We start from the raw sequence: 26388 nt of genomic DNA on the forward strand, positions 1-26388 counted from the left end.
CGGCGCGGGACCTGATTGACGAGCAATCTCAGCTGGCGACGACGGCCGCGCTCTGTAGGACCTCCACCGGCATCGGCCGCTGCAGCTTCCACGTGATGGCGATCGGCTTCTCGCCCCGGTGCTCGACGTGGCCGGCGGCGCCGAGGCAGAGGAAGGGGGCAGCGCCCATTTCGTCGGTCGGGCGGTCACGGACGAAGAGCACCGTGTTCGCAGAGCCGTCGATGTAGCGCGCGCCCTGCGGAGTAGTTGTGGACGTCGCGTTCTGCGACTCCCAGTGGAACAGGTCCCGGGAGATGGGGTAGTCCCGGTACATCGTGGTCGGGCTGAACCCGGCGTCGTCCTTGTGCAGATTGATCATCAGGGCGTCCACCCGCTCGTCGTCCGACCATGCCACCCCGGTGATGTTGCCGCGGGCACTGCGCTCCCAGGTCGCCCAGTTGATCCCGGCCAGCAGCTCCTCGCGCCGGTAGGTGGCGTGGGACAGCACGGGCAGGTGAGCGAGCAGCGGGCTGAGCGCCTGCGGCACGTGGTGGATGCGGTCCAGGGCGACATCCATCAGCTGGCTCACCTCGTCCCCGATCGCGGGGTGCTCCCGCAGCGTGGCGAGCCCGGCATCGAAGGACGCGTGCCCGCCCCTGTTCGGCCAGAGGGTGAAGAACAGCATCCGGGCCAGGTGCTGCCAGCGCGGGTGGAGGCTCTCGTACGACGGCGCCCCCGGGCCGGTGAGCAGCCGGTACACCTCGGCCCGCTCGGGGTCGTCCACGTGGGCCAGGGCAGACATCCGCTTCAGCAGCGCGGTCTCCAACGGTCCCGGCGGCGTCGACACCAGCGAGGCGGCCCGGCGGAGGCCGGTCCAGCTGCCGTCCTTGCGGTAGACGTCGGCGAGCTCGTGCCCGGAGGCCCGCAGGTACTCGGCCAGGGTCGTCTCGCCGTGGGCGCGGACGTCGGAGACCATCTCCTTGCGCTGGTTCAGCGACAGGGCGGCGCGGACGTTGCCCAGCACGGTCTGCTGGGCCACCTGGTCGAGCACGATCCGGCAGCCGCTGGGCAGGAACGGGAAGCCCGCCTGGATGTCGCGCTCGAGCTCGCTGCGGGTGCCGCCGGTGAGCGCGCGGAAGCGGACGTCGAACCGGAATTCGCGGCGCTGCTGGCCGATGAAGTCCAGGACGGTGAGCAAGGCCTTGTCGTGGGTGCGGCGCAGCCCCCGACCGAGTTGTTGCAGGAACACCGTGGCGCTCTGGGTCGGGCGCAGCAGCAGCAGCGTGTCGACGTCAGGCAGGTCGAGGCCCTCGTTGAACAGGTCGACGGCGAACAGGCAGCGCACCTCGCCGGCCCGCAGCGCGGCGAACGCAGCGTCGCGGTCGTCGCGGGAGGTGGTGCCGGAGACCGCGAGCGCGGGCAGGCCGGCCTCGGTGAAGACCCGGGCCATGTACTCGGCGTGGGCGACGGAGACGCAGAACCCCAGGGCGCGGATCGACCCGGGGTCGTTGACGGTGTCCCGCAGGGCACTGATGACGAAACGGGCTCTGGCGTCGTTGCCGGTGTAGATCTTGGACAGGCCCGTCACGTCGTAGGCCCCGCGCGTCCACTCCACGTCCCGGAGGTCGGTGCCGTCGGCGATGCCGTAGTAGTGGAAGGGGCAGAGCAGGTCCTGCTCCAACGCGTCCCACAGACGCAGCTCGTGGGCCGTCCGGCCGTCGAAGAAGGACCGGACGTCGACGCCGTCAGTGCGTTCCGGGGTCGCGGTGAGGCCGAGCAGCTCCTGGGGTCGCAGGGTGTCCAGCAGTCGGCGGTAGGTGGGTGCTTCGGCGTGGTGGAACTCGTCGATGACCACGACAGCGAACTGGGTGGGATCCAGGTCGAGGCTGGCGAGGCCCTGGATGCTGGCGAACACGTGGCGCCACTGCGTGGGCCGGGCCCCGTCGACGAACTCTTCCCCGAACGAGGCGTCCCCGAGCACGTCGCGGTAGGTGCGCAGGCTCTGCTGCAGGATCTCCCGCCGGTGCGCCACGAACAGCAAGGTCGGACGCGTGCCGGTGCGCTCGCACAGGCGCAGGTAGTCCAGGGCGGCGACCACGGTCTTGCCGGTCCCGGTGGCGGCCACCAGCAGGTTGCGGTGACGGTCGTGGATGGTGCGCTCCACGTCCAGGGCCTCGAGCATCTGCTCCTGGTGCGGGTAGGGCCGCACCTGGGGCCCGCTCGGGGTGGGCACCACCGTGAGCCGCGGGACGAGGGCCAGGCCGGCGGGCGGCGCCTCGGCGGGGTCGTCCTGGGGGACCAGGGGGTAGGCGATGTCCACCGGCCGGCGCACTCCGGGCCCGTGCGCCTCGTCGAGCGCGGCCGCGAGACGGTCACCGTCGAGGTCGGGGTCGTAGGGGACGAACGCATCGTCGTTCCAGTAGGTGTCGAAGGCGGCGGAGAACTGCCGCACCAGGGTCGGGGTGGCGACGCCGGAGATGCGCACGTTCCACTCCAGCCCGTCGACCATCGCGGCGTGGCTGAGGTTGGAGCTGCCGACGAAGCCGGTGTCGAACCCGCTGCTGCGGTGAAACAGCCACGCCTTGGCGTGCAGCCGGGTGGAGCGGGCGTTGTAGCTGATCCGCACGTCGGCGCCGAGGTCGCGCACGAGCTGGTCGATGGCGCGGCGCTCGGTGGCCCCCATGTAGGTGGTGGTGAGCACGCGGAAGGGCACGGCGCGGTCGCGGAGCTGCCGGAGCTGGTCGCGGATGATGCGGATTCCGCTGTAGCGGATGAAGGCGCACAGCAGGTCCACCCGGTCGGCGCTGCCTAGCTCCGAGCCCAGCGCGGCCCCCAGGTTGGGCTGGTCCTTGGCGTTGGTGAGCAGGGCGACGTCGGAGAGCTTGATGGTCGGCTCGGGGATGAGCCGGTGGACCCCGGAGGACACCTGCTCGGTGAGCGTGACGAGCTGCTCCAGGGCGACGACCGGGTCCGGGGTGGCAGTGAGGCGCGTCAGCAGCTCGTTCACCGTCGCGATCTGCGCGGCGGGGTCGGCCATGCTGGACAGCGCCCTGGTCAGCGTCTCGGCGACGTGCCGGGCGAGGACCTCGGGCGCGGAGGCCCCGCTGACCGCGGCGTAGCGCGGCGTGAACGGGCTCGCCGAGAGTGCTGCTTCCAGTGCGGTCGTGTGCAGCGACTCGTACGCGCCGGCCTGCAAGTCATCCCCCATGGTGTGAGCTCACCACGCGGCGCCCGATTCGTGCAGGAAGGCGCGGACGTAGGCCAGTTGGAGATGGTGCAGAGCTCGCTTCATGTGGCGGGACTGTGATCCGGGCACCCGCAGCAGTCGAGGCAGAACCCCGTGACGTTGAAGCAGGCAATGACGTCCATCTCGGGCGTTGCACAATCGCGGCAGGGGACGAAGGTGAACGCCACGTCCGCCCAGCTGAAGGGTTTGGCGGTGTCTGACGTCCGAATTCTTGCGACGGAAACGCTGGTTGGATCACGATTCACTTGTCCGGCACCTCCTCGATCCTCATGGTGCTCTACCCCGCCCCGTTCGTCATTGAGCTCGAGTTCCCAGACGCCGCGCAACCAGACGCGCGGCTGCCCCGGATTGCGTGCGGAAGCCCGTCGGGCCGTGCTCGGTGGTTCGTGGTGCCGGATGGTCAGCGGGGGACCAGCTCGTGCAGTGCCTCCTGCGTCTCGAGGTCGGTCGAGAACAGGACGGTGCCGACCATCCCGCGGGTCAGCAGCACCTTGTAGACGTGGCGGACCAGGCGGTCGAACTGCGGCTCGGGCACCTTGGTCCGGCTGCGCATGTCCGGGTCGCGGTTGGCCTCGCGGATGGTGGTGAACGCGCCGTCCCGCCACACCAGGTCCGGCCCGAGGATGACCCCGCTCCAGTCGTACTCGAAGCCCTGCGCGGTGTAGACGCAGCCCACCTGGTCGAAGCCGCCGTCGTCGGTCGCCCACAGCGCCGAGGGGGGCGCGTTGCCGATCCGCCGGTCGCCCTTGAGGTTCCACGGCCGGGCCCAGCCACCCACCTGCACGTCCGGCACCAGGGTCCCGTCGGGCTGGGGGTCGCTCCACGGCCAGCAGTAGCCGGCGGACATCCGCGCCGAGCAGCCCGCGTCGAGCTGGGTGCGCAGCAGGTGCTCCAGCTCCTCGGGGCCGTCGGCCACGGTCACCGCGAACTGCGGGTCCGGGGCCCAGGCACTGGGCGCGTCGTCGGTGAGCCCGAGCAGGCGCTGCACCCACAGCAGGTACTCCTCGCTGCCGCCGCAGCGGAACTGCTCGCCCAGGTGCACGTGCTCGACGTCGATGCCGACGTGCTGGGCGTAGCGGGTGATCTGCTCCAGCGAGCCCATCTCGCCCGGGCGCACCACCTGGTGCTCGTCGAGCAGGAACACCGGCACCCGCGCGGCGGCGATGAGCTCGTCGACCTGCAGGCGGTCGGTGCGCAGCGCGGCCTTGGTGTAGCGGTCGACGGAGGTCTGCCGGATGCGGTGGGCCTCGTCGAGGATGAGCACGTCGAGGTCGTTCTCCTCGGCCGTCATGAACTGGTTGAAGTACTTGAACATGGCCTTGACCCGCGGGTTGCGGTGCCCGGCGACCTTGCGCAGCGTCTGGGTGAACGAGCGTGACCCGGTGGCGTGCAGGACGGTGCGACCCTTGCGAGCCAGGTCGCCCAGCAGGGACAGCGCCACCACGCTCTTGCCGCTGCCCGGCCCACCCGTCACGACGATGGCGCGCTTGGTGTTCGACCGACGGGACTGCTCGACGGCGTGCCGCACGAGGTCCACGGCCAGCTGCTGGTTGCCCACCAGGCGGAACTGCTCGCGCTCGCGCACCTCGTCCGCGGCCACCTTGAGCAGCTGCTTCGACGGGGCGACGGCCGAGCCGAGCAGCTGGTCGGCGGCATCGCGGCCGGGGCCGGGGGCCAGGCGGGTCTGCAGGAAGCTCACCAGCGCGCCCCGGTCGGCGCCGGTGAACAGCCGGCCGGTGGTGGAGACGGGGTAGCGGCGCAGGTCCGCGGTGGCGGCCGGATCGGTCGCGTTGTGCAGGTAGGCGAGGCCGGCCAGCGCGTCCGGCTGGTGCTCCAGCGTGCGGAGGAAGTCGGCCAGGTAGGCGCAGTAGCCCTCGACCTGGCGCACCGGGTGCTGCTTGGGGCCGCCCGGCATGCCCGGCACGTCCACCAGCTCGACCGAGCCCTCGAAGCTGCGCGCCGCCGACCACTGCTTCAGCTCGACCACGACGTAGGACACCGCACCGGTGCGCGGGTGGGTGCCGCACAGGACGACGTCGGCGCGCTGGGAGGTCAGCGGCAGCTGGTACTCCAGGAGCATCTCGACCTGACCCAGGCCGGCGTCGGCCAGGTCGGCGGCGAGCACGGGCAGGCTGCGGCCCCAGGAGGTCTGCTCGGCCGGGCTCACCCCGCGCAGCATCCCGGCCAGCAGTCGCTCGATGATCGAGTCGCTGGTCATGCCGAGCAGGATCGTCGGCGTGGTGCGCAGCAGTGTCACCAGTAGTTCCCCCGGGCAGCACGAACAGAGTCGTGCGGGTGGGGGCGTGTCCGGTGCTCACGTGCTCAGCGGGGGAAGCCAGTCGGGCCGCGGAGGTGAGGGTAGCGGGCGGGGTGTCTCGCGATACCTGGCGCGGTCCGGCAAGTGGGACACGCACTCTGCAGCGGCGTGCAGCGAAACCCTGGCTTCCACTCACTGCCCGGTGGGCTGGTCGAGCCTGTGAAGATGTCATCGACGCATGGCCTGGGCGCAACCTCGGGCATCGAACGAGTCTGACATAGCTAGTGTCGACGTGACGTCTGTGAAAGAGCTAGCCCAGGGGGTTTGTAGTGCGAACGCTCGTCTATCTGCACGGCATCGGCAAGGCAAATTCGGACTGGCTGAGCAGCTTGAATCGCAGTCTGGTGCAGCAGGGGATACCCGCCATCGAGCAGCCGGCGGTCGCGGCTCCGACGTACGCCGACATTCTGGGGGACAACGGCCATGAGGCTGACGTCCCGGCCATGACGTACCGCGTGGACGACGACGATGGCGCACGCCGTGATTTTGAGCGTCGCCAGGCGGCGTTGTACCGGCGGCTCAGTGCACAACCGGGAGTGCGGGGCTTCGGATTCAGACATCTCGCGGACGGCATGGTTGGCGCGGGAGCAGATGTCGCCCTCGGGGTCGACCTGGGTGTGCTCCGGCAAGTGAACAACTACGTCTGCAGCGAGGGCGTGCGAGGTGCGGTGCTGCGGCGGATCCTCTCGCACATTCCTACCAGGGGGGAGATTGTCCTGGTGGCGCACAGCCTGGGCTCGGTCATCGCGATCGACCTGCTGGATCACCTACCGCCCTCAATTCATGTCAGCCGTTTCATCACGATCGGCAGCCCCGCGAACGTCGACTCCCTGCACAAGAGCAGCGAGCGGCTGCTCAAGAAGTTCCCCTACGCCCGGGTGGACGACTGGACCAACTTCTTCGGGCCTCGCGACATTGTCCCTGCTGGGCGTGGGCTGGCGAGGCACTTTCCCGGTGCGCAGGACTTCGAGGTGGACATCGGCGTAGCCCACGGCGCCGCGAAGTACCTGGAGCAGCCAGTGATCGCCGAGCTCGTGGGCGAGATGTTCACTGAACGCCAAACGCTCGCCGCCGGCACGCCGTCCACGGAGCTGGCTCTCCCGGTCAGCTCGGATGACGAGAACGTTCTGCTCGGCCTTGCCCTGGGTCACGCGATCGCCGCACACACCGGGAACGCTGCGGCAGCGGAGCGTTACCGCTCAGCCCTCGGCCTCGTCCAGGACAACCTGCTGGCCCTGGCGACCGAGGTTGCGGCCTCGGCGCGCCGCGGCGTGCCCAGCGAGGTCCTGGCGTTGGCCTCTGGCCTGCCGCCGCAGGTCCCGCAGAACGTGGGGCAGAAAGATGCTGTTCTGCGGCTGACCACCCTGGCCGAGACCAACATCATCACCCCGTACGAGATCGACACCGGCAAGGCCATGGATGCCGCGCTGCTGGACATCGCGGGCCAGCTCGGTTTCGGTGCGAACCTCGGCAAGATGGTCGGTGAGGCGCTGGCGGAGGTGCGCGAGCACACCGGTCGCAAGGGTGTGCCGTGGGGGCGCGTGTTGAGTGGTGCCGCGGGGCTCGCGCTGATCGCGGCAGGCCCGGTGGGGCTAGCGGTAGCCATGCCCGCGGGGGTGTTCGGGGGTGCGGCCATCGCAGGAGGACTCGCCGCGTTTGGTCCGGGCGGGATGCTCGGTGGCGTGGCGATGTTCGGCGGACTCGCCGGCGCTGGTGCGGCTGCAGCTGCCGCCGCGGCCGTCAGCGGACACGGCGCCGTGTCGGCCGCGCAGCGGGCCGAGACCCTCCTAGTGCGGGTCGCCGCCCAGCGCGCGCTCCAGCTGCTCCAACTGCCCCGTGACCCCGACGTGTGGTTCGCCGTGACCAATCTCGAGACGGCGCTCTCGTCGGAGCTCGCGCGCCTGCGGCCATTCAGTGACTCCAAGGCAGCGGGCCTCGCCGAGCGGGAGCGCGCGCTGGCCCTCGTGACGTCGCTGCTCGGCTTCCTGACGTTGCACAAGTTGGGACCTGAAGCGCTGGAGCAGCCCGAACAAGGTGCCATCCCCGAAGGCCGACCGGCGCGAGCGGCGGTGGTCAGCCTGGTGCGGCGTCAAATCGGTCGACGGTGAGCCCCGACCGTCACGCCGACGAAGATCACCGCCTGGCTGGACTGCGCCCACTTCCTGACGCTGGCCCACCAGGTCGACGACGGCACGCGCGAGGCGCCGGGCGGGGGCATGGGGGCCTTCGCCCGGCTGCTGGTCGACAAGGGCCTGCAGCACGAGGCGGCGTGACTGGCCGAGTACGAGGCGCAGGGCCTGCGGGTGCTTCGGGTGCCGGACCGGGAGCGTCGGGAGTCGTTCCAAGCCTGGGCGACTCGGGTCAGGGGAACCTTCAGCGGTGACGACGACGTGAACTACCAGACGCCCCTGGTGCACACCGGGATCAGCGGCATCGCCAACTTCCTGGTCGGATGGTGCTCCAGCGTGCGGAGGAAGTCGGCCAGGTAGGCGCAGTAGCCCTCGACCTGGCGCACCGGGTGCTGCTTGGGCCCGCCCGGCGTGCCCGGCACGTCCACCAGCTCGACCGAGCACTCGAAGCTGCGCGCCGCCGACCACTGCTTGAGCTCGACCACGAGGTAGGACACCGCGCCGGTGCGCGGGTGGGTGCCGCACAGGACGACGTCGGCGCGCTGGGAGGTCAGGGGCAGCTGGTACTCGAGCAGCATCTCCACCTGGCCGAGGCCGGCGTCGGCCAGGTCGGCGGCGAGCACGGGCAGGCTGCGGCCCCAGGAGGTCTGCTCAGATGGGCTCACCCCGCGCAGCATCCCGGCCAGCAGTCGCTCGATGATCGAGTCGCTGGTCATGCCGAGCAGGATCGTCGGCGTGGTGCGCAGCAGTGTCACCACTGTGTCCCCCGGGCAGCACGAACAGAGTCGTGCGGGCGGGGGCTGATCTGCGCGGAGCGCGCCGACTCTTCAGCTCTAAACCCAACTTCGCCACTTCACCCCGTCAGGTGAAGAGCTCAGCGGTGAAGTAGTGGGCATGGACGGCAACGGACCTCGTCGAGCTCCTCGATCTCCTCGTCGTGAACTGGAAACTCATCGCGGGGCAGCACCGCCTTGGGGGCTTGATGACGGGAAAAACGGGCAATCGGTGACCGGATGGTCAGATGCCGGAAAAAACAGTCGCAGGGTGGCGGTGGGCGGCTGGCCACGACGGGGTAGAGGCGGTCGGCGGGGTACGTCCTACCTGGTTGATCGGGACGTCAGCCGCGGTGTCACTGGCCCTGTGCCGTCCGCCAGGCCTGGGTGATCTCCGGACGCAACCGCCCCCGGTCGGACACTGCGAGCCCTTGCTCGCGCGCCCAGGCCCGCACCTCGGACGTGCTGGGCAGCTCGACCGCCGCAGGGCCGATCCGCGCCACCGCGGCCTGCTCCTCCGACGCCCAGGCGTGCGCAGCGGCGAGCCAGCGGTAGGTCCACTCCTCGGCGGTCTTGCGGTTGTCGCAGAACACGATCGGGATGGTCGGCCAGCGCACCTGCAGCTCCGCCAACCCGTCGGCCACCGTCGCCGGCTGTGCCCACTCCTGCTTGAAGATCGCCGGGTAGCGGTCCTCCACGACTACCGCGGCCCGGCCGAGGGTGGCCAGCTCGGTGAGGGCGAAGCGCAACCGCCCGCTGGTGAGGCTGGAGACCAGGTCGGTCAACGACTTCCGCTCCACGGCGGCCACCACCTTCCCGTCGAGCTCCACGGCGTAGTCCCCGCAGGCGAGCGCGCGCTTCGTGGTGCGCACCTGCTGGCCGGGGAAGGAGTACGCGTAGCGCTCGTGGGCATCGACGACGACGTCCAGCTCCACGATGCCGGCGGCCCGCGCGGTGGGCAGCCGCACGTTCGGGCGCGCCTGCTTGCGGGTGCGGGGGGACTGCCAGAACACCATCTCCCGCCCGCGCGCCACGGTGAACACGACCTGGGAGCGGTGCTCGCGGGCCCGGTCGGCGACGACGTCGATCGCCGCACCCCGTCGGGCGCACGCGCGCAGCGGCACCCGCTCCACCACGTCCGGCTCCGCGGGCCACTCGTCGAGGGTGACCGGGTGGCAGTACAGCGCCGACGTCCGCGGCCAGGTCCCCTTGGTGCGGAACACCAACCCGTCGCCCAGCGGCAGGAGCAGGAGGTACGGCAGCGAGCTGTCCGGGTCCGGGTTGCGCGCGATCACCAGCTCCACGAGGGCATCCTGCCGCAGGGGGGTGCACCGGCCGGTGCACGTCATGACCCACGAGCACAGCTCGACGGGGATGGATCGCGCACAGGCGGGATGTCGAACGTGGGTGTTGACATCCCTCGCGGGGCGGACGGAGACTGAGCCATGGCCACCTCCCGAGACGCGCTGCCGCTGCGGTTCAAGAACCCGCGGACCAAGGAGGCGCTCCGGGAGCTGTCCGCGCAGACCGGCGCGTCGATGACCGACATCGCGGAGAAGGCTGTCGAGCACGAGCTCGCCCTGCTCGGCGCCGATCTCGAGCGGCGGCTCGTCGCGGCGTTGGACGTCGTGCAGTCCTACACGCCGGAGGTCGACCTCGAGGCGTACCTGGCCGAGGTGGCCGTGGGTGAGCGCTCGGGTCTGGAGCCCGTGCGGTCGGTGCGCGCGAGGCACCTGGACGACCGGTTCGGGGTGCTCGCGGCGTTCCGGCAGGGCTGACCGTGCCGGGTCCGCCCTGGGGCGAGGACAGCTCGGCCGACGAGATCCTGGTGGCGGCGCACGTGGTGACGCTGCTGCGCGAGCTCGTGGGGCGTGCGCCCGAACGCCTCGGGCCTACCGTGGGCATGGCCCACACCTGGCACCGGGCGATCTACCGCGGAGTGGGCTCCGTCCCGCTCGAGTCGTACCTGGGCGCGCCGCGCGGCAGCACGCCCGAGCTCGACGGGTACGAGGTGGGCCTGCTCGACCACCGCGGTCGCCTGACGGCCCAGGCAGTGCCGGCGGCCGATGTGCGTTCCGCCCTGAGTGGCTTCCAGCGTTCGGTCACCGCGGCCGTGGCGGTGCTCGACGACGTGATCCCCGTCGGGGCGCGACCCCGGGGTGGTGATGAGCTGATGGCGGTGCTGAGGCTCGCCGCGGAGGTGCACGGTGAGTGGGTGCGCATCCACCCGTACGCGAACGGCAACGGCCGGGTGGCACGCGTGTGGGCGAACTGGTTGGCCCTGCGCTACGGGCTGCCGCCGTTCGTCCGGATCAAGCCCCGCCCCGACGGGCTGTACTACGCCCAGGCTGCGCACCGCAGCATGCGGCTGGGCGACCACGCGCTGACGGCGCAGGTCTTCCTCGACCTGCTGCGGGCGGCGCCGGGCACGCGGTGAGGCAGGAGCTGTCAGCCCCTCCCGCACAGTGTCCCCATGACCCCCGCGCGCACCGTCACGCCGACGAAGATCACCGCCTGGCTGGACTGCGCCCACTTCCTGACGCTGGCCCACCAGGTCGACGACGGCACGCGCGAGGCGCCGGCCGGGGGCATGGGGGCCTTCGCCCGGCTGCTGGCCGACAAGGGCCTGCAGCACGAGGCGGCGTGCCTGGCCGCGTACGAGGCGCAGGGCCTGCGGGTGCTGCGCGTGCCGGACCGAGAGCGGCGGGAGTCGTTCGCGCAGCACGTGTCCCGGACCCGTGGGGTGTTCGACAGCAACGCCGACGTGCTCTACCAGCTGCCGCTGGAGCACGACGGGATCCGCGGCATCGCCGACTTCCTGCTCCGCACCGTCGACGCCGAGGGCCGGGTCAGCTGGGAGCCGGTGGACGCCAAGCTGGCCCGCGCGCAGGCCAAGCCCGGCCACGTCCTGCAGCTGTGCTTCTACGCCGAGGCCATCGCCGCGGCCACCGGTACCCGCCCGGCCTGGATGCACCTGTGGCTGGGCTCGGGGGTGGTGGAGACGTTGCGGGTGGGCGACTTCAGCGCGTACTGGCGGCGGCTGCGCAACCAGCTCGCCACGGTGCTGGCCGCCCCGGGGGACTTGCTGGCCACCACCCCGGAGCCGTGCGAGCACTGCGCGTTCTGCACCTTCGTCGACGTGTGCGACGCGCAGTGGCGGTCGGAGGACTCGCTGGTCTACGTCGCCGGTCTGCGCGCCCCGGAGCGGGACACCCTCGAGCTGGCGGGCGTCGACACCCTGGCCGCGCTGGCCGTGCGCACCACCGACGTCGACGGGCTGGGCCCGCAGCGGCGGCAGCGCCTGGTCACCCAAGCCGCCCTGCAGCGCCGGGCTCGGGAGACCGAGGGCGCCCACCCGCCGTACCTGCTCGTCGAGCCGGGGGAGGACCCGACGTGGGGGCACGGCTTCGCCCAGCTGCCCGAGCCCGACGACGGGGACGTGTTCCTCGACTTCGAGGGCCACCCGTTCTGGCGGGCCGACACGGGGCTGTTCTTCCTGCTCGGCCTCATCGAGCGCGACTCGGTGAGCACCTGGGCCTACCGCACCTGGTGGGCGCACACCCAGGAGCAGGAGCAGGCCGCGTCGCTCGCCCTCATCGAGCACCTGGCCGCCGGCCGCGCCGCCCACCCGGGCATGCACGTCTACCACTACAACCACACCGAGCGGTCGTCGCTGGAGCGGCTGGCGACCACCTACGGCGTGGGCGAGGTGACCCTGGCGCAGCTGGTCGACACCGGAGCGTTCGTCGACCTGTTCCTCGTGGCCCGCAACGCCGTGCAGGTGGGCACCGAGTCCTACGGGCTCAAGCACCTGGAGCGGCTCACCAGCTACGAGCGCGGCCACGACGTCGAGGCCGGTGCGGGGGCGGTGCTGGAGTACGAGGAGTACACGACGACGGGGAGCGCCACCGCGCTGGACCGCATCGCCGACTACAACGAGGACGACGTGCGGGCCACCCGGGCGTTGCGGGACTGGCTCGTCGACCACCGTCCCGCCGACCTGCCCTGGCGCGCCGCCGAGCTCGAGCCCGACAGCTTCCTACCCGAGCTGGACGAGATGGTCGCCGCGCTGCACGCCTCCGGGCCGGGCAGCACCGAGCACCTGCTGGGCGACGTGCTCGGCTACTGGCGCCGGGAGCACTCCGCGTACGTGACGCCGCTGCGGGCGCGGTGCGCGGCGGCACCGGAGGACCTGCTCGACGACCCGGAGGCCGTGGCCGGGCTGGTGTGCGTCGGGCTCGAGGAGCGGGTGGGCAAGACCGGCAAGCCCATCACCCCGGTCATGCGGTTCACCGTGCCGGAGCAGGACGTCAGCGGGTTCGCTGACGGGGACTCGCTGATCTACCTGACCCCCGAGGGGCAGACCGTCTACGGGTCCGTGGCCCGGCTCGAGGCCGGCGAACTGGACCTGGTCTGGAACGAGAAAAGCGCGGAGCTCGGCTGCCTGCCGGAACAGGTGGTGCGCTACGACTACGTGCAGCCCAAGCCGAAGCCGGAGGCGCTGAACGAGCTGGCCACCGAGGTGCTCGGCGGCAGCGCGCCCAACCCCGTCGCGATGGCCCTGCTGCGGCGCGACCTCCCGGCTTTCGTGGACGGCGGTGGCCCGCCCGGCGGGGTGTTCAGCGACAACCTCGACGAGATGCTCGCCTGGGCCACCCGGCTCGACGGGTCCCTGGTCGCGATCCAGGGCCCGCCCGGCACCGGCAAGACCTACCGCGGCGCCAAGCTCGTGAAGGCACTGGTGGGGGCCGGACTCCGGGTCGGCATCACCGCGTTCAGCCACAGCGCGATCGACAACCTGCTGGAGGCCGTGGTGCGGGAGGTGGACCCGGGGGTGCTGCGGGCGGTGAAGCGTGGGCCTCGGGCGCCGATGGGGGCGCTGAGCGGCGTCGCCCACGCCGCGAACGGGAAGGCGGCCGCGAACGCGAAGTACAACGTTGTCGCGGGCACGACGTGGCTGTTCGCCGGCAACGACATGGCCGACGCCCCGGTGGACGTGCTGCTGGTCGACGAGGCCGGGCAGCTGGCCCTGGCCGATGCCCTCGCCGCCTGCCGCTCGGCCCGCACCCTCATCCTGCTGGGCGACCCGCTGCAGCTGCCCCAGGTCGCGCAGGCCGTGCACCCCGGCGGCAGCGGGGCCAGCGTCCTGGAGCACCTGCTCGGCGAGGACGCGACGATGCCGCCCGAGCGCGGGGTGTTCCTGGCGCAGACCCGGCGCATGCACCCGGACGTGGCCACGTTCATCTCCACCGAGATCTACGAGGGCCGCCTTACCACCCACCCCAGCTGCGCGGCGCAGTCCACCGACCTGGGCACCGGGCTGCGCTGGCTGCGCGCCGAGCACGTCGGGCGGAGCACGCAGGCGCCCGAGGAGGCGGAGGTGGTGGCCGCGGAGATCGCCCGGCTGCTGCAGGTGGGGTGGACCGACGCGGCCGGGGTGCGCGGGCAGCTGGAGGCCGCCGACATCCTCGTGGTCGCGCCCTACAACGACCAGGTGCACCTGCTGCGCGAGCGGCTGGACGCCGACCCGGCGACGTCCGGGCTGGCCGTGGGCACCGTCGACAAGTTCCAGGGCCGGGAGGCGGCGGTGGTGTTCTTCACCATGACCAGCTCCTCCGCGGCGGACATCAGCCGCGGGGCGGACTTCCTGTTCTCCCGCAACCGGCTCAACGTGGCCGTCAGCCGCGCCCGGTGCCTGGCCTACCTGGTGTGCACCGAGGAGCTGCTGAACAGCCGGGGCCGCGACGTGGAGGAGATGCGGCTGATCTCCACCCTGTGCTCGTTCGTGGAGGGGTGCGGCTGAGCGGTCAGGGCAGGAGCGGGACGAGCTTGGCTGAGACGTCGGTGGCGATCGGGCACGGGTCGACCTTGCCGATGGAGACGAACTTCAGCGAGGCGTGCACCACCACGGCGGGGGATCCGCTGGCCTGGGACGCCACGGCTACGTATCAGCTGTTCGGGTCATTGGTGGCGAAGCTGACGGAGTCCCGGCCCTGCAGCGACGACGTGGTGATGTTGGCCATGTCTTCGCAACGACGCACTGCCTGCTCGGCCACCCCGGTCTCCATCCGCAGGTGCCCGGACTGCGCTGTCTACGACAGGGCTGACCACTGCGTCTGCGTCTGCTTGAGCTGCACGGCCTGTGCCGCCATCGGCTCCAACATCGTTGCGAACTCGGGTCAGCGTCGGCCGGGCTGGCGTGGGGATCACTGCCATGAGCACGGCGCGATCAACAATCTGCGGGAGGCGGAGGGGGGCAACGGGGGGGGGTGGGGAGACGCCTCAGCCCGGCGGTCGTCTGACGCGCAGGCCGGTGCGCGTGGAGTCCTCACTGACGCAGAGGATCGGGTGCCCGGGCCGCTCGGGGAGGGCGTGGGTACAGCAGTCGCCGAAGTTCGGCTGGGCCGGGTGGCGCCCCTTGCCGAAGCGCCGCCACGCGTCGACGGCCCGAGCGGCGAGGTGCGCGCCGAGCTGGGCGACCCGACCTTCGTCACCTGGTACGCGGTGGTGGAGCGGCCGGGTGAGCTCAGGGCCATGCCCGGAGCAGGTCGGCGGAGTCCCACACCTGCGCCAGCCCGTCTGCCCGGGATCCGGCGGGACACACCGCAACCAGCGCGGTACCCACGTCGACACCGGGCACGGCGGCCGCGTCACGTGCGAGGGCGGCCACCTCCGCCGCGGTCACCGGGCTGCGCTGGCGCCACTTGACCGTCCCGACCAGGGAGACCGTGTCCGCGCTGCGCGGCCGGTCAGCGCCCACGAGGTCGATCTCGGGGATGTTGTTCCGAGGCCACCAACCACCCACGGCACTGACCGCCGGCCACCGCTCGTCGGGCAGCAGGCGCTCGAGCGCATCGCGCACGACTGGCTCGACTGCGCGTCCCCGCCACGACGGGTAACCGGCGTCGAACCGGGCCACGGCCAGGTCTCCACGCCCGCGGTCGATCTCGGACAACGCCGGCTCGACGAAGGCCAGCCAGAACCGCAGGGCGGGATCGGCGATCCGGTACCGACGGTCGCGCCGGCCGGACCTGGTCGACAGTGGCTCGTCGGCCGTGACGATCCGCTTGTCCTGGAGCTGCCTCAGGCTGGTGGTCAGGCTGGCTGCGTTGAGCGGTGCGCCCCTCGACGCCTGTTGGATGCCGGTGAAGGTGCGCTCGCCCCGCCCGCCGATGGCTCTGAGCACCTGGTGCGCCAGGCTCGTCTCGCCCACCTCGCCGTCCAGCACCCGGGTCCCCGCGACGACCAGCGCGCTCGTGGAGCTGTCGACGCTGGTGGCGAAGAACTGCGCGGCGCTCTCGCCCGGCCGCCACTCCCGGGCGATGAGCGGCAGCCCCCCCGTGAGCAGGTAGGCGTCGATCGCGTCGAAGGGCTCCAGCTCGGTCATCCGCTGCACGTCGACCGGGTTCAGCGGGTGCAGCACCATCTCGGTGGCCCGTGCGTGGAACGGCTGGTCCGCTGCCGCCAGCTGTTCCATCAGCGAGAGGTCGCTGCCGAGCAGGAGCAGCAGCACGGGTTTGCGGGACAGCACGGTGTCCCAGGCCCTCTGCAGCTCCCCTGCTCCACCGGCGAATCCCTCGAGCAACCAGGGAACTTCGTCGATGACGACCACCGACGGGGTGTCCGGAAGTGCCGCTCCGAGCAACATCAGTGCAGCGGTGAGTGTGCTCGGGGTGTTCCCCGCCGCTACTGCGGCGAGCGGCAAGGACGAGACGGCGACGGCCTGGGCCAGCAGGTCGAGCTCCTGTCCAGGCGGTGCGCCGCGTGCGGCCTGGAAGTAGACAGACGGGAGACCGCTGCGGGCGATGAACTCGCTGACCAGCCGCGACTTGCCCACCCGGCGACGTCCTCGCAGCAGCAGGGCGACGCCCTGATCAGCTCTGCGTCCCTCCACGACGACGTGCAGGAGGCGGTCGAGGTCCTCGAGCTCCCGTGCTCGTCCGATGAAGCTCATGATCCTCCTGACTATGGTCGTCCATAGTATGGCTGACCATAGCAACCCGATGAGACCGCACGGCAGTCCTCCTTCGCCCACGGAATCGCACCGTCGACGGTGTCGTACTCATCCAACCGCCACAGCATTTCCGGGACGACGAACGGCCGGCCGCGACGGGTCGTGCAGGTCCGAAAGTGGACCTGTGGAGCGGAGCCCAGCTCGTGTCCTGTCGCGTCGAGCAGGCGTGTCGAGCGCTGGCGCCTTCCGGCCGTGCTCGTAGGCCGACAGCGTCGTCCGCGACGTGTGCGCCCGTCGCGCGAGCTGATCCTGGGTCAGGCCGTCGGCGAGGCGGGACTGCCGCAGGATCAGCTGGATCGCCGTCGGTTCCACGATCCCGGCCCGATCACGCCCAGAACGCCTCGACGACCTCGTCCGCGACCCGCTCCAGCAGCGGACGGTCCTCCAGCGCGGTGAGCCACTCCGTGGGCAGGGCGTCCACCCCGTGCGCGGCGCCCACGAGGTTGCCGCAGATCGCACCGACGGAGTCGCTGTCGCCGGAGTGGTTGACCGCCGCGAGCAGGGCCGACGGTGCGTCCGGGGCGCGCAGCGCGCAGAACACGGCCATGGCCAGCGCCTCCTCGCCGACCCAGCCGGCGCCCACCCGCTCGACGGCCTCCGGGGTGGGCGGGCCGTCCGCGGCGACGGCTGCCCGCAGCGCGCGCAGGGTCTCGCCCGCCCCACCACCGGCCGCGTCCAGTCGGTCGCACGCGCCCTCGACCGCGGTCTCCAGGGGTGCCCCGTTGACGAGCGCGTGCACCAGCACCGCCATCGCGGCCGCGGCGAACCGGGCGGTGGGGTGGCCGTGGGTGAGCACCGCCCCGTCGATCGCGAGCTCCCACGCCTGCTCCGCCGGCCCGCCGAGCCAGCCGAACGGGGCGCTGCGCATCACGGTGCCGCACCCCTTCGAGTCGGGGCTCGCCGGGCGCGACCGCGTGCCCATGGTGGGCTCCCGCAGCCCCGACAGGCACGCGTTGCCCGGCGCCCGGGAGGCCTGCAGCACGGGCTCGCGCAGCAGCCCGGAGCGGTCTCCCACGTCGCGCCCGGGGTCGAAGCCCTGGGTGGACAGCCACCGCGAGTACGCCCGCCACAGCTCGACGGTGACGTCGCCGCGCTGCCCGCGCAGCAGCCCCTCGGCGGTGAACAGCGTCATCTGCGTGTCGTCGGTGATGGCGCCGAGCACCCCGTAGGCGCGGGTCATCCCGGTGACGCCGTCCGGCCCGTGCTGCTGCCGGATCCGGGCCAGGTCGTCGAACTCGATGCCCGCTCCCAGCGCGTCGCCCACCGCCCCGCCGATCAGGCTGCCCCGCACCCGCTCCGCCCACGTCAGCTCCACGGGGTGCAGGTTACGGCTGCAGCGGCGTGCGCCAGCCGTCGATCGGATCTCCAGTCCATCCGGCGGCAGATGCGCACGAGTCACGCCGTGAGGCCGATTGAGTCGACGTGTGGTCTGTCCCGATGATCTCGAAGGTCCCTTCGTTGCCGCCCTCTGGTTCAGCGCTAGACCGGATCGTCGGTGCCCTGCATGGGAACGGCCGTGAGGATCGGCAAGGGCAGGCCGGTGTCCCACCCCGGCACGGTGAGCACCGGACCGGGACGGCGGCCCTCGGCGCGCAGCCCCTCGACGTGGGCGCGCAGGGCCGGGCCTGCCAGGGCCATCAGGCGGTGTCGGCCCACAACGTCCAGATGGGCAGCGCCCAGATCCGCTCGTCCAGCTCGAACGGTTGGCGGCCGGTGTGGAAGACGACGCCGCGCACGAACTCGTCGCCCAGCGTGTCGCGCAGCCTCGCGAGGTGCTTCGCATCGGTGCGGGTCGGCGCGGATCCGGCCTTGACCTCCATGCCGATGACCCGTCCCCGTCCGAGGTCGACGAGCAGGTCGACCTCCTGCTCGCCGGAGCTCGTCCGAAGGTGGTGCAGGCGTGCGGAGGGGTGCAGAGCGACCTCGGGGCGGAGCTGAGCTGCGACGAAGGTGTCCAGGGTGCGACCGAGCAGGTCGCCGTCGCCCAGGACGTCGTCGGCGTTGACCCGGGCGGCAGCCGCAGCGAGGCCCGGATCGAGGAAGTAGCGCTTCGCGCGCTTGATCAGACGGTTCAACCGGTTGCTGATCCACGGTGGCGTCCTCTCCACGAGGTACAGACCTTCGAGGAGGTCGTCGTACGCGTCGGCCGTGCGCTGGTTGATCCCGGCTGCATCCCTGAGGGTGGCCGTCGCCGGGAGACCCGCGGTGGACAGGCCCAACACCTCGAGGTAACGGCGCAGCCGCACGGGGTCGCGGACCTGACCGGCCGCCCGGGCGTCACGGGTGACCAGCTGATCGAGGTAGCCCTCGAGCCAGGCTGTCCGCGCGACCGGCCCTAGCCGCAGTGCGGGTTCGGGAAAGCCGCTGGCCAGCGCCGTCCGGACGTAGGAGTCGACGTCGGGCACGGCGGAGGGAGACACGATCGCGCCAAGACGGCCGGAGACCAGGGTCGGCAGGAGACGGCTCGCCGTGCTCCGGTGCACCTCCCGCTGGGTCAACCCGTGCAGCACCACCCGCACCACGCGGCCCGTGCTCGGCCACATCGTCGTGCTGACGTCCGCCTCCACGCTTCCGGTGAGCAGGAAGCGGCCGGGGCTCGGATCGTCGTCGACCGCGCGCTTGACGGCACCGAGGACGCTGGGAACCTCCTGCCACTCGTCGATGAGCACGGTCCCGCGCGAACGTCGCAGCGCCGCGTCGGGGTCGGCGCGGACCGCTGCCGCCACGGCCGGGTCGTCGAGGCGCAGGACCTCGCTGGCAAGACGTCGAGCTGACGTCGTCTTGCCCGCCGCCCGTGGCCCGGTCACCATCACGGCGGGAAGCTCCGCCATCAGGGTCGAGAGCGTGCCGTCGGCAAGGCGCGGCAGGTACTCACGGGCGGCCACCTCGTCAGAGTACAAGTTCTGCAGGCCTCTGAGTGCATGTTCTGCGGAGTCTTGAGTGCACGTTCTACGGAGCTTCCCGTGCTTGTTCCGCCGCCGTCGACAACCGCCGCGCAGGCGGACAGCGTCTCCAGGGCGGCGGGGTGGTTCGCGCCGAACCAGGCCACCCGGTCCCCGCGGCGCACGTCCGGGGCGTCCAGTGCCGCCGCGGCCCGACGGACCCGCAGCGCGAGCTCGCCGTGCGTGGTGGTGGCCCCCTCGAACCACAGGGCCGGGCGGTGCGGGGACATCCCCAGCCGGGGATCGGCCCGGTCCGCGGTCAGGGCGGGCCGCGAAGGCCTTCCCGGCAGAGCTCCAACAACCGACGCAGCTCCCCGGCCTCGTCGGGGGACAGCGACGTGAGCATGCGCAGCTGCACGGCCTCCACCCTCGGTCGCAGCCGTGCGAGCAGCCGGCGCCCGGACACGGTCAGCTCGATGACCAGGCGACGACGGTCGGTCGGGTCGCGCCGTCTCTCCACCCAGCCGCGGTCCAGCAGCACCGTCACCATGTCCGCCATACTCTGGGCGGTCACGAAGGAGTGCCGGGCCAGGTGCGCCGACGTCAGGTCCGGGTGCTGGTCCAGCACGGTCAGCGCGGTGTACTGCAGGGCCGTCAGCCCCGCCGGCCGGGTGATCTCGTCCAGGTCCGACCGCACCGCGAGCTCCACCTGCTTGAGGAGGTAGAGCAGGGTGGAACCCGTTGCCCCGGCATCCGCCCAGGCTGCCACCCGGTCCACGGTCGCGGCCCGGCGGCCCGGCGGTCACCGGCCCAGGTCGGCCCGGTCGGCGGCGGCACGGCCGGCGTTCCAGCCCTGCGCGTCCACCCGGGTGCGGCGCGGGGCCCGCAGCGCCGGGAACATCGTGGTGAACGCGGCGTCCACCGCCTCCGACCGCTCGGCGAGCACCGGGACCAGGGCTGCGCCGTAGGTGCGCTCGGCGTCGCCGCGGGCGTGGGCCCGTGCCTGCTCCAGCCGCTCGCCGATGCGGATGGCGTAGGCCAGCAGGAACGCCCGCCGGAAGCTCTTGGCGCTCTGGGTGCGGGCGGCGTCGGCCAGCGCCCGGGTGGCCTGCACCAGCAGCGAGGTGAACACCAGCTCGACGGTGTCCAGGTCGGTGGGGTGGCCCACCACCGTGGCCGTGCCGAACGCGTCGGTCCACACCACCCGCACCTCGTTCACCCGGCCCACCGCGTCGAGCAGCTGCACCTTGGCCGAGGCGTACGGGTTGCTCACGTGCACCCGCCGCGCCAGCACCCCACCGGCCGCGGGCTCGCCGGCGTGCAGCACCGCCTCGTCGATGGCGTGGCGGGTCATCAGGTCCTGGGCCTTGGCCGTGAGGGCGTCGGCCTCCTCCGGGAAGTCGGTGGACTCCGCCTTGGCCAGCAGGGCCCGCACCCGCGCCAGCACCTTGGGCTCGGGGGCGGCCGTCCGGATCACGGTCGGCCGGGCCGAGCGGCCCCACTCCGAGGGCGGGGGCAGCAGCGGATCCACCCGCGGCAGCTGGCTGAGCTGGCCCAGCAGGCGCAGCCCGTCGCGCCACGCGTCGCCGGGGTCGAGGTCCTCGCGGCGGTGCCAGGCGGACACCACGTCCGGTCCGTGGTCGGGGCCGAGGTCGGCGAGCTGGGCCACCCACGCCTCGGGGGCCCGCACGGCGGCGTGCGTGGTGACGGCCTCCTGGGCCAGCACCGCCGCAGCCAGGCGCTGCACCCGCTGCGTCCACGCCCGGCCCACCACGTGCAGCAGGTCCGCGGGCTGCCAGCCGTGCTCGTGCAGCCGGCCGACGGCCGCGAGCAGCCGGGCGGTGAGCAGCCGCTCGGAGTCCACCTCCGGGTCCGACACGGTGAGCGCCAGCACATGCCGCTCCAGCTCGGCGGCGTGGGCCAGGGGGCCGGATGCCGCGCGGGCGCCGCTGAGCAGCAGCTGGTCGACCAGCGGGGGTCCGGCGGAGGGACGTCGGAACAGGCGGGCCACGTCGTCGATGGTGGACCACGGGTCCGACAGCTCCGCAGGGGCGGTGCTCCCCGATCAGGAACCGAGCTGGGTCCAGGGCCGGTTCATCCGCTGCTGCTGGAACTTCCGCCGCTGGCTCGCGCTCATCTGCGACCACAACATCTCCGATGCCCACCGGGGCAGACCCTGGAAGTGCTCCCAGCGTGCCGTTCGGGTCGAAGCAGGGGCTGGGCACCGATCCGCGCTGCCCGTGGATCTGCTCGTTGGTCAGGTCGGGCGGACCGCCGGCGAACACCTGGGTGACCATCCCGCCGGTGGTGGTGTTGAGCGGGGCCTGCGGGGCCGGACCCCACTGCTGCTGGGGCGGCGGCGGAGACCCCCAGCGCCGCCCCTGCGGGCGACCCCGTGGCCCCCCGCCCGGCGATGGTAGGTCGGAACCGCGGGGCGACCTCCGGAAGGGCAGGATCGACGCCGTGCCCGCTGCCCTCCTGCCCGCGGACGACCACGTGCACTCCGAGTTCTCCTGGGACACCGGGCCGCACGCCTCCATGCGCGACGCCTGCGCCCGGGCCGTGGAGCTCGGGGTGCCGGCCGTCGCGTTCACCGAGCACGTCGACTTCACCCGGTGGTCGCCCGGCGACGTCCCGCTGGTGCACGACCAGCGCCCCCGTGACCCGGGCTGGTACCAGCCGGTGGACGTGCAGGCGTACCTGGAGAGCATCGAGGCCTGCCGCGACGAGTTCCGTGGGCTGACCGTGCGGGCCGGCATCGAGACCGGCGAGCCGCACCTGTTCGCGGGCAGCGTCGAGCGGGTGCTGGCCCAGGGGCCGTTCGAGCGCGTGCTGGGCTCGCTGCACTCGGTGGTGCGCCACGACGAGCTGGTGGGCGTGGGCCGGGTGCTGCGCGCCGAGCACCCGCACGAGGTGGTCCGCGAGTACTTCGGCGAGCTGCTGGAGATGGTGCGCGGCAGCGCCGTGTTCGAGGTGCTCGCGCACTGCGACTTCCCGCGCCGCTACTGGCCCGACAAGCGGAACCTGTACCGGGAGAACGACTTCGAGGACGAGTACCGGGCCGTGTTCGCCGCGCTGGCCGCGTCGGACCGGGTGCTGGAGGTCAACACCGCGAGCCCGCTGGCCTCGGTGCGCCTGGTCCGGTGGTGGCGGGAGTCCGGTGGTCGCCGGGTGAGCTTCGGCAGCGACGCGCACGTGCCGTGGAACGTCGGCCAGCACTTCGCCCAGGCTCGGGACGTGGTGGAGGCGGCGGGGTTCCGCGCGGGCCGCGACCCGGGGGACTTCTTCCGGGTGTGAGCCGTCCGGACCGGGGAGTGCGGTCCGGACCGGGTGCTGCCACCATCGACGCGCACCGGGCGTGGTCCACTGCACGCCCCACACCCGATCCGAGGGAGCACCCCGTGAGCCCCACCGTGTTCGCCGCGGTCACCCACGTCGGCCGCGTGCGCACCAACAACGAGGACGCCTGGGGCACCGGGGACGAGCTGTGGGTGGTGGCCGACGGCATGGGCGGGCACGCCGGGGGCGAGATCGCCAGCCGCCTGGCCGTGGAGACCCTGCTGGCCGCCGCGCCCACCGATTCCGACGCGTTCCGGGTGGCCTTCACCGCCGCGCACCAGGCCGTGGTCGACGCCTCCACCGACGAGCTCGCCGGGATGGGCACCACGCTGGTGGCCGCGGCGCGCGAGGCCGGTGGCGACGTGCTGCTGGGCAGCGTGGGGGACAGCCGCGGCTACCTGTGGGACGGGCGGTCGCTCAACCGGCTGACCACCGACGACAACGAGGCGGAGGTGCTGCTCTCGGAGGGGTCGATCACCGCCGAGGAGGCCCGCACGCACCCGGGCCAGTTCTACCTGACGGCCTCGCTGGGCAGCTGGCGCTCGCAGGCCCCCGAGCCCCACCTGCTGCGCGTGCCGGCCCACGCCGGGCGGCTGCTGCTGTGCTCGGACGGGCTCAACGGCGAGCTCGACGACGACCAGATCGCGGCCGGGCTCGCCGGGGGCAGCCCGGAGGAGGCCGCACAGCGTCTCGCCGGCGCCGCGGTGGACGCGGGTGGGCGGGACAACGTCACCGTGCTCGTGATCGACCTCTAGCTAGAGCAGCAGGACGAACGCCAGCACGACGAGCAGGAGCACGACCACCGCGACGACCGCCCCGCGCCGCCACGACGGAGCCGTCAGGCCCTCGCCCGCGAGCCCGTGGCCGTGCCCGTGGCCCTCGTCGTGGCCGTGGCCGTGGCCGTGGCCGTGGCTGTGCTCGGCCTCCGAGTCGCGGGGCGCGGGCTGGCTGCGGCGGGCCGTGACGGGCGCGTGGCCGCTGCGCAGCTGCTCGACCGCGGCGGCCAGCGCCTCGTCGTAGGCACCGATCTCGGCGAGCACGTCGACCACCGGACGATTCGTGGCGGTGGCCAGCGCGGGTGCCTGCAGCCGCAGGGCCGGCACCCCGGCGCGCTGCGCGACCGTGGCGTCGAGGGAGGCGGCGTCCGCGGCCGGGTCACCGCCGACGAACTGGAGCGCGGCGGGGTCGCGCAGCCGGGCCGTCTCCTCGCGGAGGTCGGCGAGCAGCTGGTGGGCCTCGTTGGCGTTCACGGGCGGGTGTTCACGGCGTGCGCAGGACCAGCAGGAACTGCCCGCCCCCGCCGTCCACCTGGGTGCTGACGGGAAGCTCGGGGGCCAGGCGCGAGAGCCGGTCCACGAGCCACGTGCCGGCCTGCTCGGCGTCAGCCTTCGACGGGCAGCGGGCGACCACCTCGCGTCCACCCTTGCGGCTGAGCCGGTCCACGGTGGCGACGATGGGCGCGGGGTCCACCACGAACAGCTCCGGGGACCACGCGACGACGGGCTTCACCGCGCCCTTGCGGGTGTTGCAGGCCCGGTGCGCCAGCCGTTCGGGGGCCGGGGTGCCCTTCTTCGGCTTGGCGCTGGTGACGCTGTCGATGCTGGGACCGCGGGCGTCGTTGACGGACATGTCGGGGTCCACGGGCTCGTCGCACAGCCAGCAGCGCCACGCCTCGCGCTCGCCGACCTCGGTGAGGGTGCTCATGGGCGTGGACGGTACGGGTCGGCCCCGACCGTTCCGTGCCAGGGTGAGCCCCATGAGCGACCACTGGCACCGTGACCTCGACCGCCCAGATCTCCGCCACGTCCGTCCCGAGGAGATGACCGGCGACACCGCGCAGACCGGGGGGATGACCCGCCGCGAGGCCATCTCCGGCGCCACCGTCGGGTCGTCGTCGATCTGGATGGGCCAGACGCACGTGGCCCCGTCGACGTCCTCGGGCGACCACCACCACGGGGCCACCGAGACGGCCATCTACGTCATCTCCGGGAACCCGGTGTTCGTCTTCGGCAAGGACGGCGCCGAGGTGCGGCTGGAGACCAGCCCCGGCGACTACGTGTTCGTCCCGCCCTGGACCCCGCACCGCGAGGAGAACCCCGGCACCGAGGAGGCCGTGGTCGTCATCGCGCGCGGCAGCCAGGAGGGCGTGGTGGTGAACCTGCCCAGCCTGTTCGACTGACCAGGCGGCCGGCCCCTGGTCGCCGACGCCCCCACCACCGGGGCGGACGTCGAGCGGGTGTCCCGGGTGTGGGAGTCCGCCGCCGCCCTGCCTCAGCGACCGGCCGAGACCAGCTCGTGCTTCTCCTGCTCGGTGGCCACGGCCGGGGCCGAGCCGGGCAGGGGCTTGTTGGCCGACTCCCGGATCAGCCACACCGAGACGAAGCCGATGACGCCGGCCAGCATGAGGTAGTACGGCGCCACCAGGTCGCTGTCGAAGTAGCTCTGCAGCGACTCGGTGACCAGCGGCGTGGTCCCGCCGAACAGCGAGACGGACACGTTGAACCCGATGGCGAGCGCGCCGTAGCGGACGCCGGTCGGGAACAGGGCCGGCAGCGTCGACGGCATGACCGCCAGCAGCACCATGAGCAGCGCGCCGAGGATGGCCAGGCCCAGGAACACCGCGACGAGGCTGCCCTGCTTGACCAGCAGGAACGCCGGGAGGGAGAGCACGACGAACCCGGCGCACGAGCCCAGCAGCAGGGGCTTGCGACCCACCCGGTCCGACAGCGAGCCCAGCCGGGTCAGCCCGAACATCATCAGCACCATCACGACGATGATGACGACCAGGCTGTGCACCTCGTCGTAGCCGAGGGTGGACGACAGGTAGGTGGGCATGTAGCTCAGCAGCATGTAGTCGGTGACGTTGAAGACGAGCACCAGGCCGATGCAGAGCAGCATCGGGCGCCACTGGCCCCGGACGGTGTCCCGCAGCCGCGCGGTGGCGGGCTCCCCGTCGCTCTCGGGCGCGGCGGCCTTGGTGGCCTCCATGGCCTGGAACGCCGGGGTCTCCTCCAGGCGCAGCCGCAGGTACAGCCCGACCATCCCGAGCGGACCGCCGATGAGGAACGGGATGCGCCACGCCCAGCTGTCGAGGCTGTCCTGGGTGACCGAGAGCTGGATGATCGTGACCAGGCCGGCCGCGGCGATGTAGCCGATCAGGGTGCCGAACTCCAGGAAGCTGCCGAAGTAGCCCCGCCGCTTGTCCGGGGCGTACTCGGCGATGAACGTGGTGGCGCCGCCGTACTCGCCGCCGGTGGAGAAGCCCTGCAGCATCCGCAGGGCGATGAGCAGCACCGGGGCGAAGACGCCGATGACGGTGTAGCTCGGGATCAGGCCCATGCCGAACGTGCTCAGCGACATCATGATCATGGTGGTGGCCAGCACCTTCTTGCGGCCGATGCGGTCGCCGAGGGGACCGAAGAACATCCCGCCGAGCGGCCGCACGAGGAACGCGGCGGCGAAGGTCCCGAAGGTGAAGATGAGCTGCGCGCTGGTGCTCGCACCGGGGAAGAATACCCGGCCGAGGGTGGCGGCCAGGTAGGCGAACACGCCGAAGTCGAACCACTCCATGGCGTTGCCGAGCATGGCCGCGCGCACGGCTCGCTTCACGGCGGACTCGTCGGTGACGGTGATCGAGGAGGGGTCGACGGACGTGGCGCTGCTCAAGTCTGGGGTCATGGTGCGTGCTCTCCAGCACGGGTCCGCGGC

23 protein-coding genes are annotated in these 26388 nt (G+C 72.3%); 7 read left to right on the forward strand and 16 right to left on the reverse strand.

Going from position 1 to position 26388, the window contains the following annotated elements:
- Positions 1 to 28 precede the first annotated feature (28 nt).
- Both RHODO2019_RS17535 and RHODO2019_RS17540 read right to left on the reverse strand, forming a co-directional pair.
- On the reverse strand, positions 29 to 3187 hold the full coding sequence (locus RHODO2019_RS17535) for a DEAD/DEAH box helicase (RefSeq protein WP_265382982.1): 3159 nt from the start codon (positions 3185 to 3187) through the stop codon (positions 29 to 31).
- A 439-nt stretch (positions 3188 to 3626) separates the two neighbouring features.
- A complete protein-coding gene (locus tag RHODO2019_RS17540) occupies positions 3627 to 5483 on the reverse strand; it encodes a DNA/RNA helicase domain-containing protein (RefSeq protein WP_354005550.1) in 1857 nt (618 codons plus the stop codon).
- A gap of 329 nt (positions 5484 to 5812) precedes the next feature.
- On the opposite strand from RHODO2019_RS17540, the gene RHODO2019_RS17545 reads away from it, so the two are divergent.
- Positions 5813 to 7651 carry a lipase family protein gene (locus tag RHODO2019_RS17545; RefSeq protein ID WP_265382983.1) on the forward strand — a complete coding sequence of 613 codons (1839 nt, stop codon included), beginning with the start codon at positions 5813 to 5815 and terminating at the stop codon, positions 7649 to 7651.
- 287 nt (positions 7652 to 7938) lie between these two features.
- Here the strand turns inward: RHODO2019_RS17545 and RHODO2019_RS17550 are convergent, their stop codons facing one another.
- Complete coding sequence (locus RHODO2019_RS17550) at positions 7939 to 8427, reverse strand: hypothetical protein (RefSeq protein WP_354005551.1); 489 nt, start codon at positions 8425 to 8427, stop codon at positions 7939 to 7941.
- 374 nt (positions 8428 to 8801) lie between these two features.
- Positions 8802 to 9749, reverse strand: coding sequence for an ERCC4 domain-containing protein (locus RHODO2019_RS17555; protein WP_265382984.1), 948 nt, complete (start codon positions 9747 to 9749; stop codon positions 8802 to 8804).
- 141 nt (positions 9750 to 9890) lie between these two features.
- Between RHODO2019_RS17555 and RHODO2019_RS17560 the strand changes: the two genes are divergently transcribed.
- Genes RHODO2019_RS17560 through RHODO2019_RS17570 form a run of 3 tightly spaced genes read left to right on the forward strand, consistent with a single transcriptional unit; the run spans position 9891 to position 14248 of the window.
- On the forward strand, positions 9891 to 10223 hold the full coding sequence (locus tag RHODO2019_RS17560; RefSeq protein WP_265382985.1) for a type II toxin-antitoxin system VapB family antitoxin: 333 nt from the start codon (positions 9891 to 9893) through the stop codon (positions 10221 to 10223).
- 2 nt (positions 10224 to 10225) lie between these two features.
- The gene (locus RHODO2019_RS17565; protein ID WP_265382986.1) at positions 10226 to 10882 is read left to right on the forward strand and encodes a Fic family protein; all 657 of its coding nucleotides are present in this window, start codon (positions 10226 to 10228) and stop codon (positions 10880 to 10882) included.
- Between the two features lie 36 nt (positions 10883 to 10918).
- Positions 10919 to 14248, forward strand: coding sequence for a TM0106 family RecB-like putative nuclease (locus RHODO2019_RS17570; protein WP_265382987.1), 3330 nt, complete (start codon positions 10919 to 10921; stop codon positions 14246 to 14248).
- 4 nt (positions 14249 to 14252) lie between these two features.
- Here the strand turns inward: RHODO2019_RS17570 and RHODO2019_RS17575 are convergent, their stop codons facing one another.
- The 9 genes from RHODO2019_RS17575 to RHODO2019_RS17605 form a co-directional block, all read right to left on the reverse strand.
- Positions 14253 to 14384 (reverse strand): hypothetical protein, encoded by a 132-nt coding sequence (locus tag RHODO2019_RS17575; RefSeq protein WP_265382988.1) that lies wholly within the window; start codon positions 14382 to 14384, stop codon positions 14253 to 14255.
- Positions 14385 to 14971: 587 nt separating this feature from the next.
- A complete protein-coding gene (locus RHODO2019_RS17580; protein WP_265382989.1) occupies positions 14972 to 16399 on the reverse strand; it encodes an ATP-binding protein in 1428 nt (475 codons plus the stop codon).
- A gap of 108 nt (positions 16400 to 16507) precedes the next feature.
- Positions 16508 to 16771, reverse strand: coding sequence for a helix-turn-helix transcriptional regulator (locus RHODO2019_RS19405; RefSeq protein WP_354005552.1), 264 nt, complete (start codon positions 16769 to 16771; stop codon positions 16508 to 16510).
- Positions 16772 to 16784: 13 nt separating this feature from the next.
- Positions 16785 to 17774, reverse strand: a complete 990-nt coding sequence (locus RHODO2019_RS17585) for an ADP-ribosylglycohydrolase family protein (RefSeq protein ID WP_265382990.1) — start codon at positions 17772 to 17774, stop codon at positions 16785 to 16787.
- 164 nt (positions 17775 to 17938) lie between these two features.
- The gene (locus RHODO2019_RS17590; RefSeq protein ID WP_265382991.1) at positions 17939 to 18097 is read right to left on the reverse strand and encodes a hypothetical protein; all 159 of its coding nucleotides are present in this window, start codon (positions 18095 to 18097) and stop codon (positions 17939 to 17941) included.
- On the reverse strand, positions 18097 to 19344 hold the full coding sequence (locus tag RHODO2019_RS17595) for an ATP-binding protein (RefSeq protein ID WP_265382992.1): 1248 nt from the start codon (positions 19342 to 19344) through the stop codon (positions 18097 to 18099). The genes RHODO2019_RS17590 and RHODO2019_RS17595 overlap by 1 nt, the downstream gene beginning before the upstream one ends.
- Positions 19290 to 19631, reverse strand: a complete 342-nt coding sequence (locus RHODO2019_RS19410) for an AMP-binding protein (RefSeq protein WP_354005554.1) — start codon at positions 19629 to 19631, stop codon at positions 19290 to 19292. Before RHODO2019_RS19410 ends, RHODO2019_RS17595 begins: the two co-directional genes overlap by 55 nt.
- Positions 19632 to 19660: 29 nt before the next feature.
- Positions 19661 to 20110 (reverse strand): MarR family winged helix-turn-helix transcriptional regulator, encoded by a 450-nt coding sequence (locus RHODO2019_RS17600; protein WP_265382993.1) that lies wholly within the window; start codon positions 20108 to 20110, stop codon positions 19661 to 19663.
- A 33-nt stretch (positions 20111 to 20143) separates the two neighbouring features.
- On the reverse strand, positions 20144 to 21352 hold the full coding sequence (locus tag RHODO2019_RS17605) for a DUF2786 domain-containing protein (protein ID WP_265382994.1): 1209 nt from the start codon (positions 21350 to 21352) through the stop codon (positions 20144 to 20146).
- A gap of 452 nt (positions 21353 to 21804) precedes the next feature.
- On the opposite strand from RHODO2019_RS17605, the gene RHODO2019_RS17610 reads away from it, so the two are divergent.
- Together RHODO2019_RS17610 and RHODO2019_RS17615 are read left to right on the forward strand one after the other, a co-directional pair.
- Positions 21805 to 22638 carry a PHP domain-containing protein gene (locus RHODO2019_RS17610; protein ID WP_265382995.1) on the forward strand — a complete coding sequence of 278 codons (834 nt, stop codon included), beginning with the start codon at positions 21805 to 21807 and terminating at the stop codon, positions 22636 to 22638.
- 104 nt (positions 22639 to 22742) lie between these two features.
- Positions 22743 to 23435, forward strand: a complete 693-nt coding sequence (locus tag RHODO2019_RS17615) for a PP2C family protein-serine/threonine phosphatase (RefSeq protein ID WP_265382996.1) — start codon at positions 22743 to 22745, stop codon at positions 23433 to 23435.
- Here the strand turns inward: RHODO2019_RS17615 and RHODO2019_RS17620 are convergent, their stop codons facing one another.
- Together RHODO2019_RS17620 and RHODO2019_RS17625 are read right to left on the reverse strand one after the other, a co-directional pair.
- Positions 23436 to 23930: a hypothetical protein gene (locus RHODO2019_RS17620; RefSeq protein WP_265382997.1), complete on the reverse strand. Its 495-nt coding sequence runs from the start codon at positions 23928 to 23930 to the stop codon at positions 23436 to 23438.
- 10 nt (positions 23931 to 23940) lie between these two features.
- A complete protein-coding gene (locus tag RHODO2019_RS17625) occupies positions 23941 to 24384 on the reverse strand; it encodes a hypothetical protein (RefSeq protein WP_265382998.1) in 444 nt (147 codons plus the stop codon).
- Positions 24385 to 24436: 52 nt separating this feature from the next.
- Here RHODO2019_RS17625 and RHODO2019_RS17630 point away from each other — a divergent pair, with 52 nt between their 5' ends.
- Entirely contained in the window at positions 24437 to 24859 is a 423-nt protein-coding gene (locus tag RHODO2019_RS17630) for a cupin domain-containing protein (protein WP_265382999.1), read from the forward strand.
- A gap of 92 nt (positions 24860 to 24951) precedes the next feature.
- On the opposite strand, the gene RHODO2019_RS17635 is transcribed toward RHODO2019_RS17630, so the two are convergent.
- Entirely contained in the window at positions 24952 to 26358 is a 1407-nt protein-coding gene (locus tag RHODO2019_RS17635; protein WP_435532145.1) for an MFS transporter, read from the reverse strand.
- Positions 26359 to 26388 lie beyond the last annotated feature (30 nt).

The sequence above is a fragment of the Rhodococcus antarcticus genome, assembly GCF_026153295.1.
Lineage (GTDB): Bacteria > Actinomycetota > Actinomycetes > Mycobacteriales > Mycobacteriaceae > Rhodococcus_D > Rhodococcus_D antarcticus.

What these genes read in the sequence shown, in the direction of transcription:
- RHODO2019_RS17635 (WP_435532145.1), bottom strand. Translation starts at nt 26,358, where the DNA reads ATGACCCCAGACTTGAGCAGCGCCACGTCCGTCGACCCCTCCTCGATC.
- RHODO2019_RS17560 (WP_265382985.1), top strand. Translation starts at nt 9,891, where the DNA reads ATGGCCACCTCCCGAGACGCGCTGCCGCTGCGGTTCAAGAACCCGCGG.
- RHODO2019_RS17630 (WP_265382999.1), top strand. Translation starts at nt 24,437, where the DNA reads ATGAGCGACCACTGGCACCGTGACCTCGACCGCCCAGATCTCCGCCAC.
- RHODO2019_RS19410 (WP_354005554.1), bottom strand. Translation starts at nt 19,631, where the DNA reads ATGTCCCCGCACCGCCCGGCCCTGTGGTTCGAGGGGGCCACCACCACG.
- RHODO2019_RS17580 (WP_265382989.1), bottom strand. Translation starts at nt 16,399, where the DNA reads ATGAGCTTCATCGGACGAGCACGGGAGCTCGAGGACCTCGACCGCCTC.
- RHODO2019_RS17535 (WP_265382982.1), bottom strand. Translation starts at nt 3,187, where the DNA reads ATGGGGGATGACTTGCAGGCCGGCGCGTACGAGTCGCTGCACACGACC.
- RHODO2019_RS17590 (WP_265382991.1), bottom strand. Translation starts at nt 18,097, where the DNA reads ATGGCCCTGGCAGGCCCGGCCCTGCGCGCCCACGTCGAGGGGCTGCGC.
- RHODO2019_RS17570 (WP_265382987.1), top strand. Translation starts at nt 10,919, where the DNA reads ATGACCCCCGCGCGCACCGTCACGCCGACGAAGATCACCGCCTGGCTG.
- RHODO2019_RS17625 (WP_265382998.1), bottom strand. Translation starts at nt 24,384, where the DNA reads ATGAGCACCCTCACCGAGGTCGGCGAGCGCGAGGCGTGGCGCTGCTGG.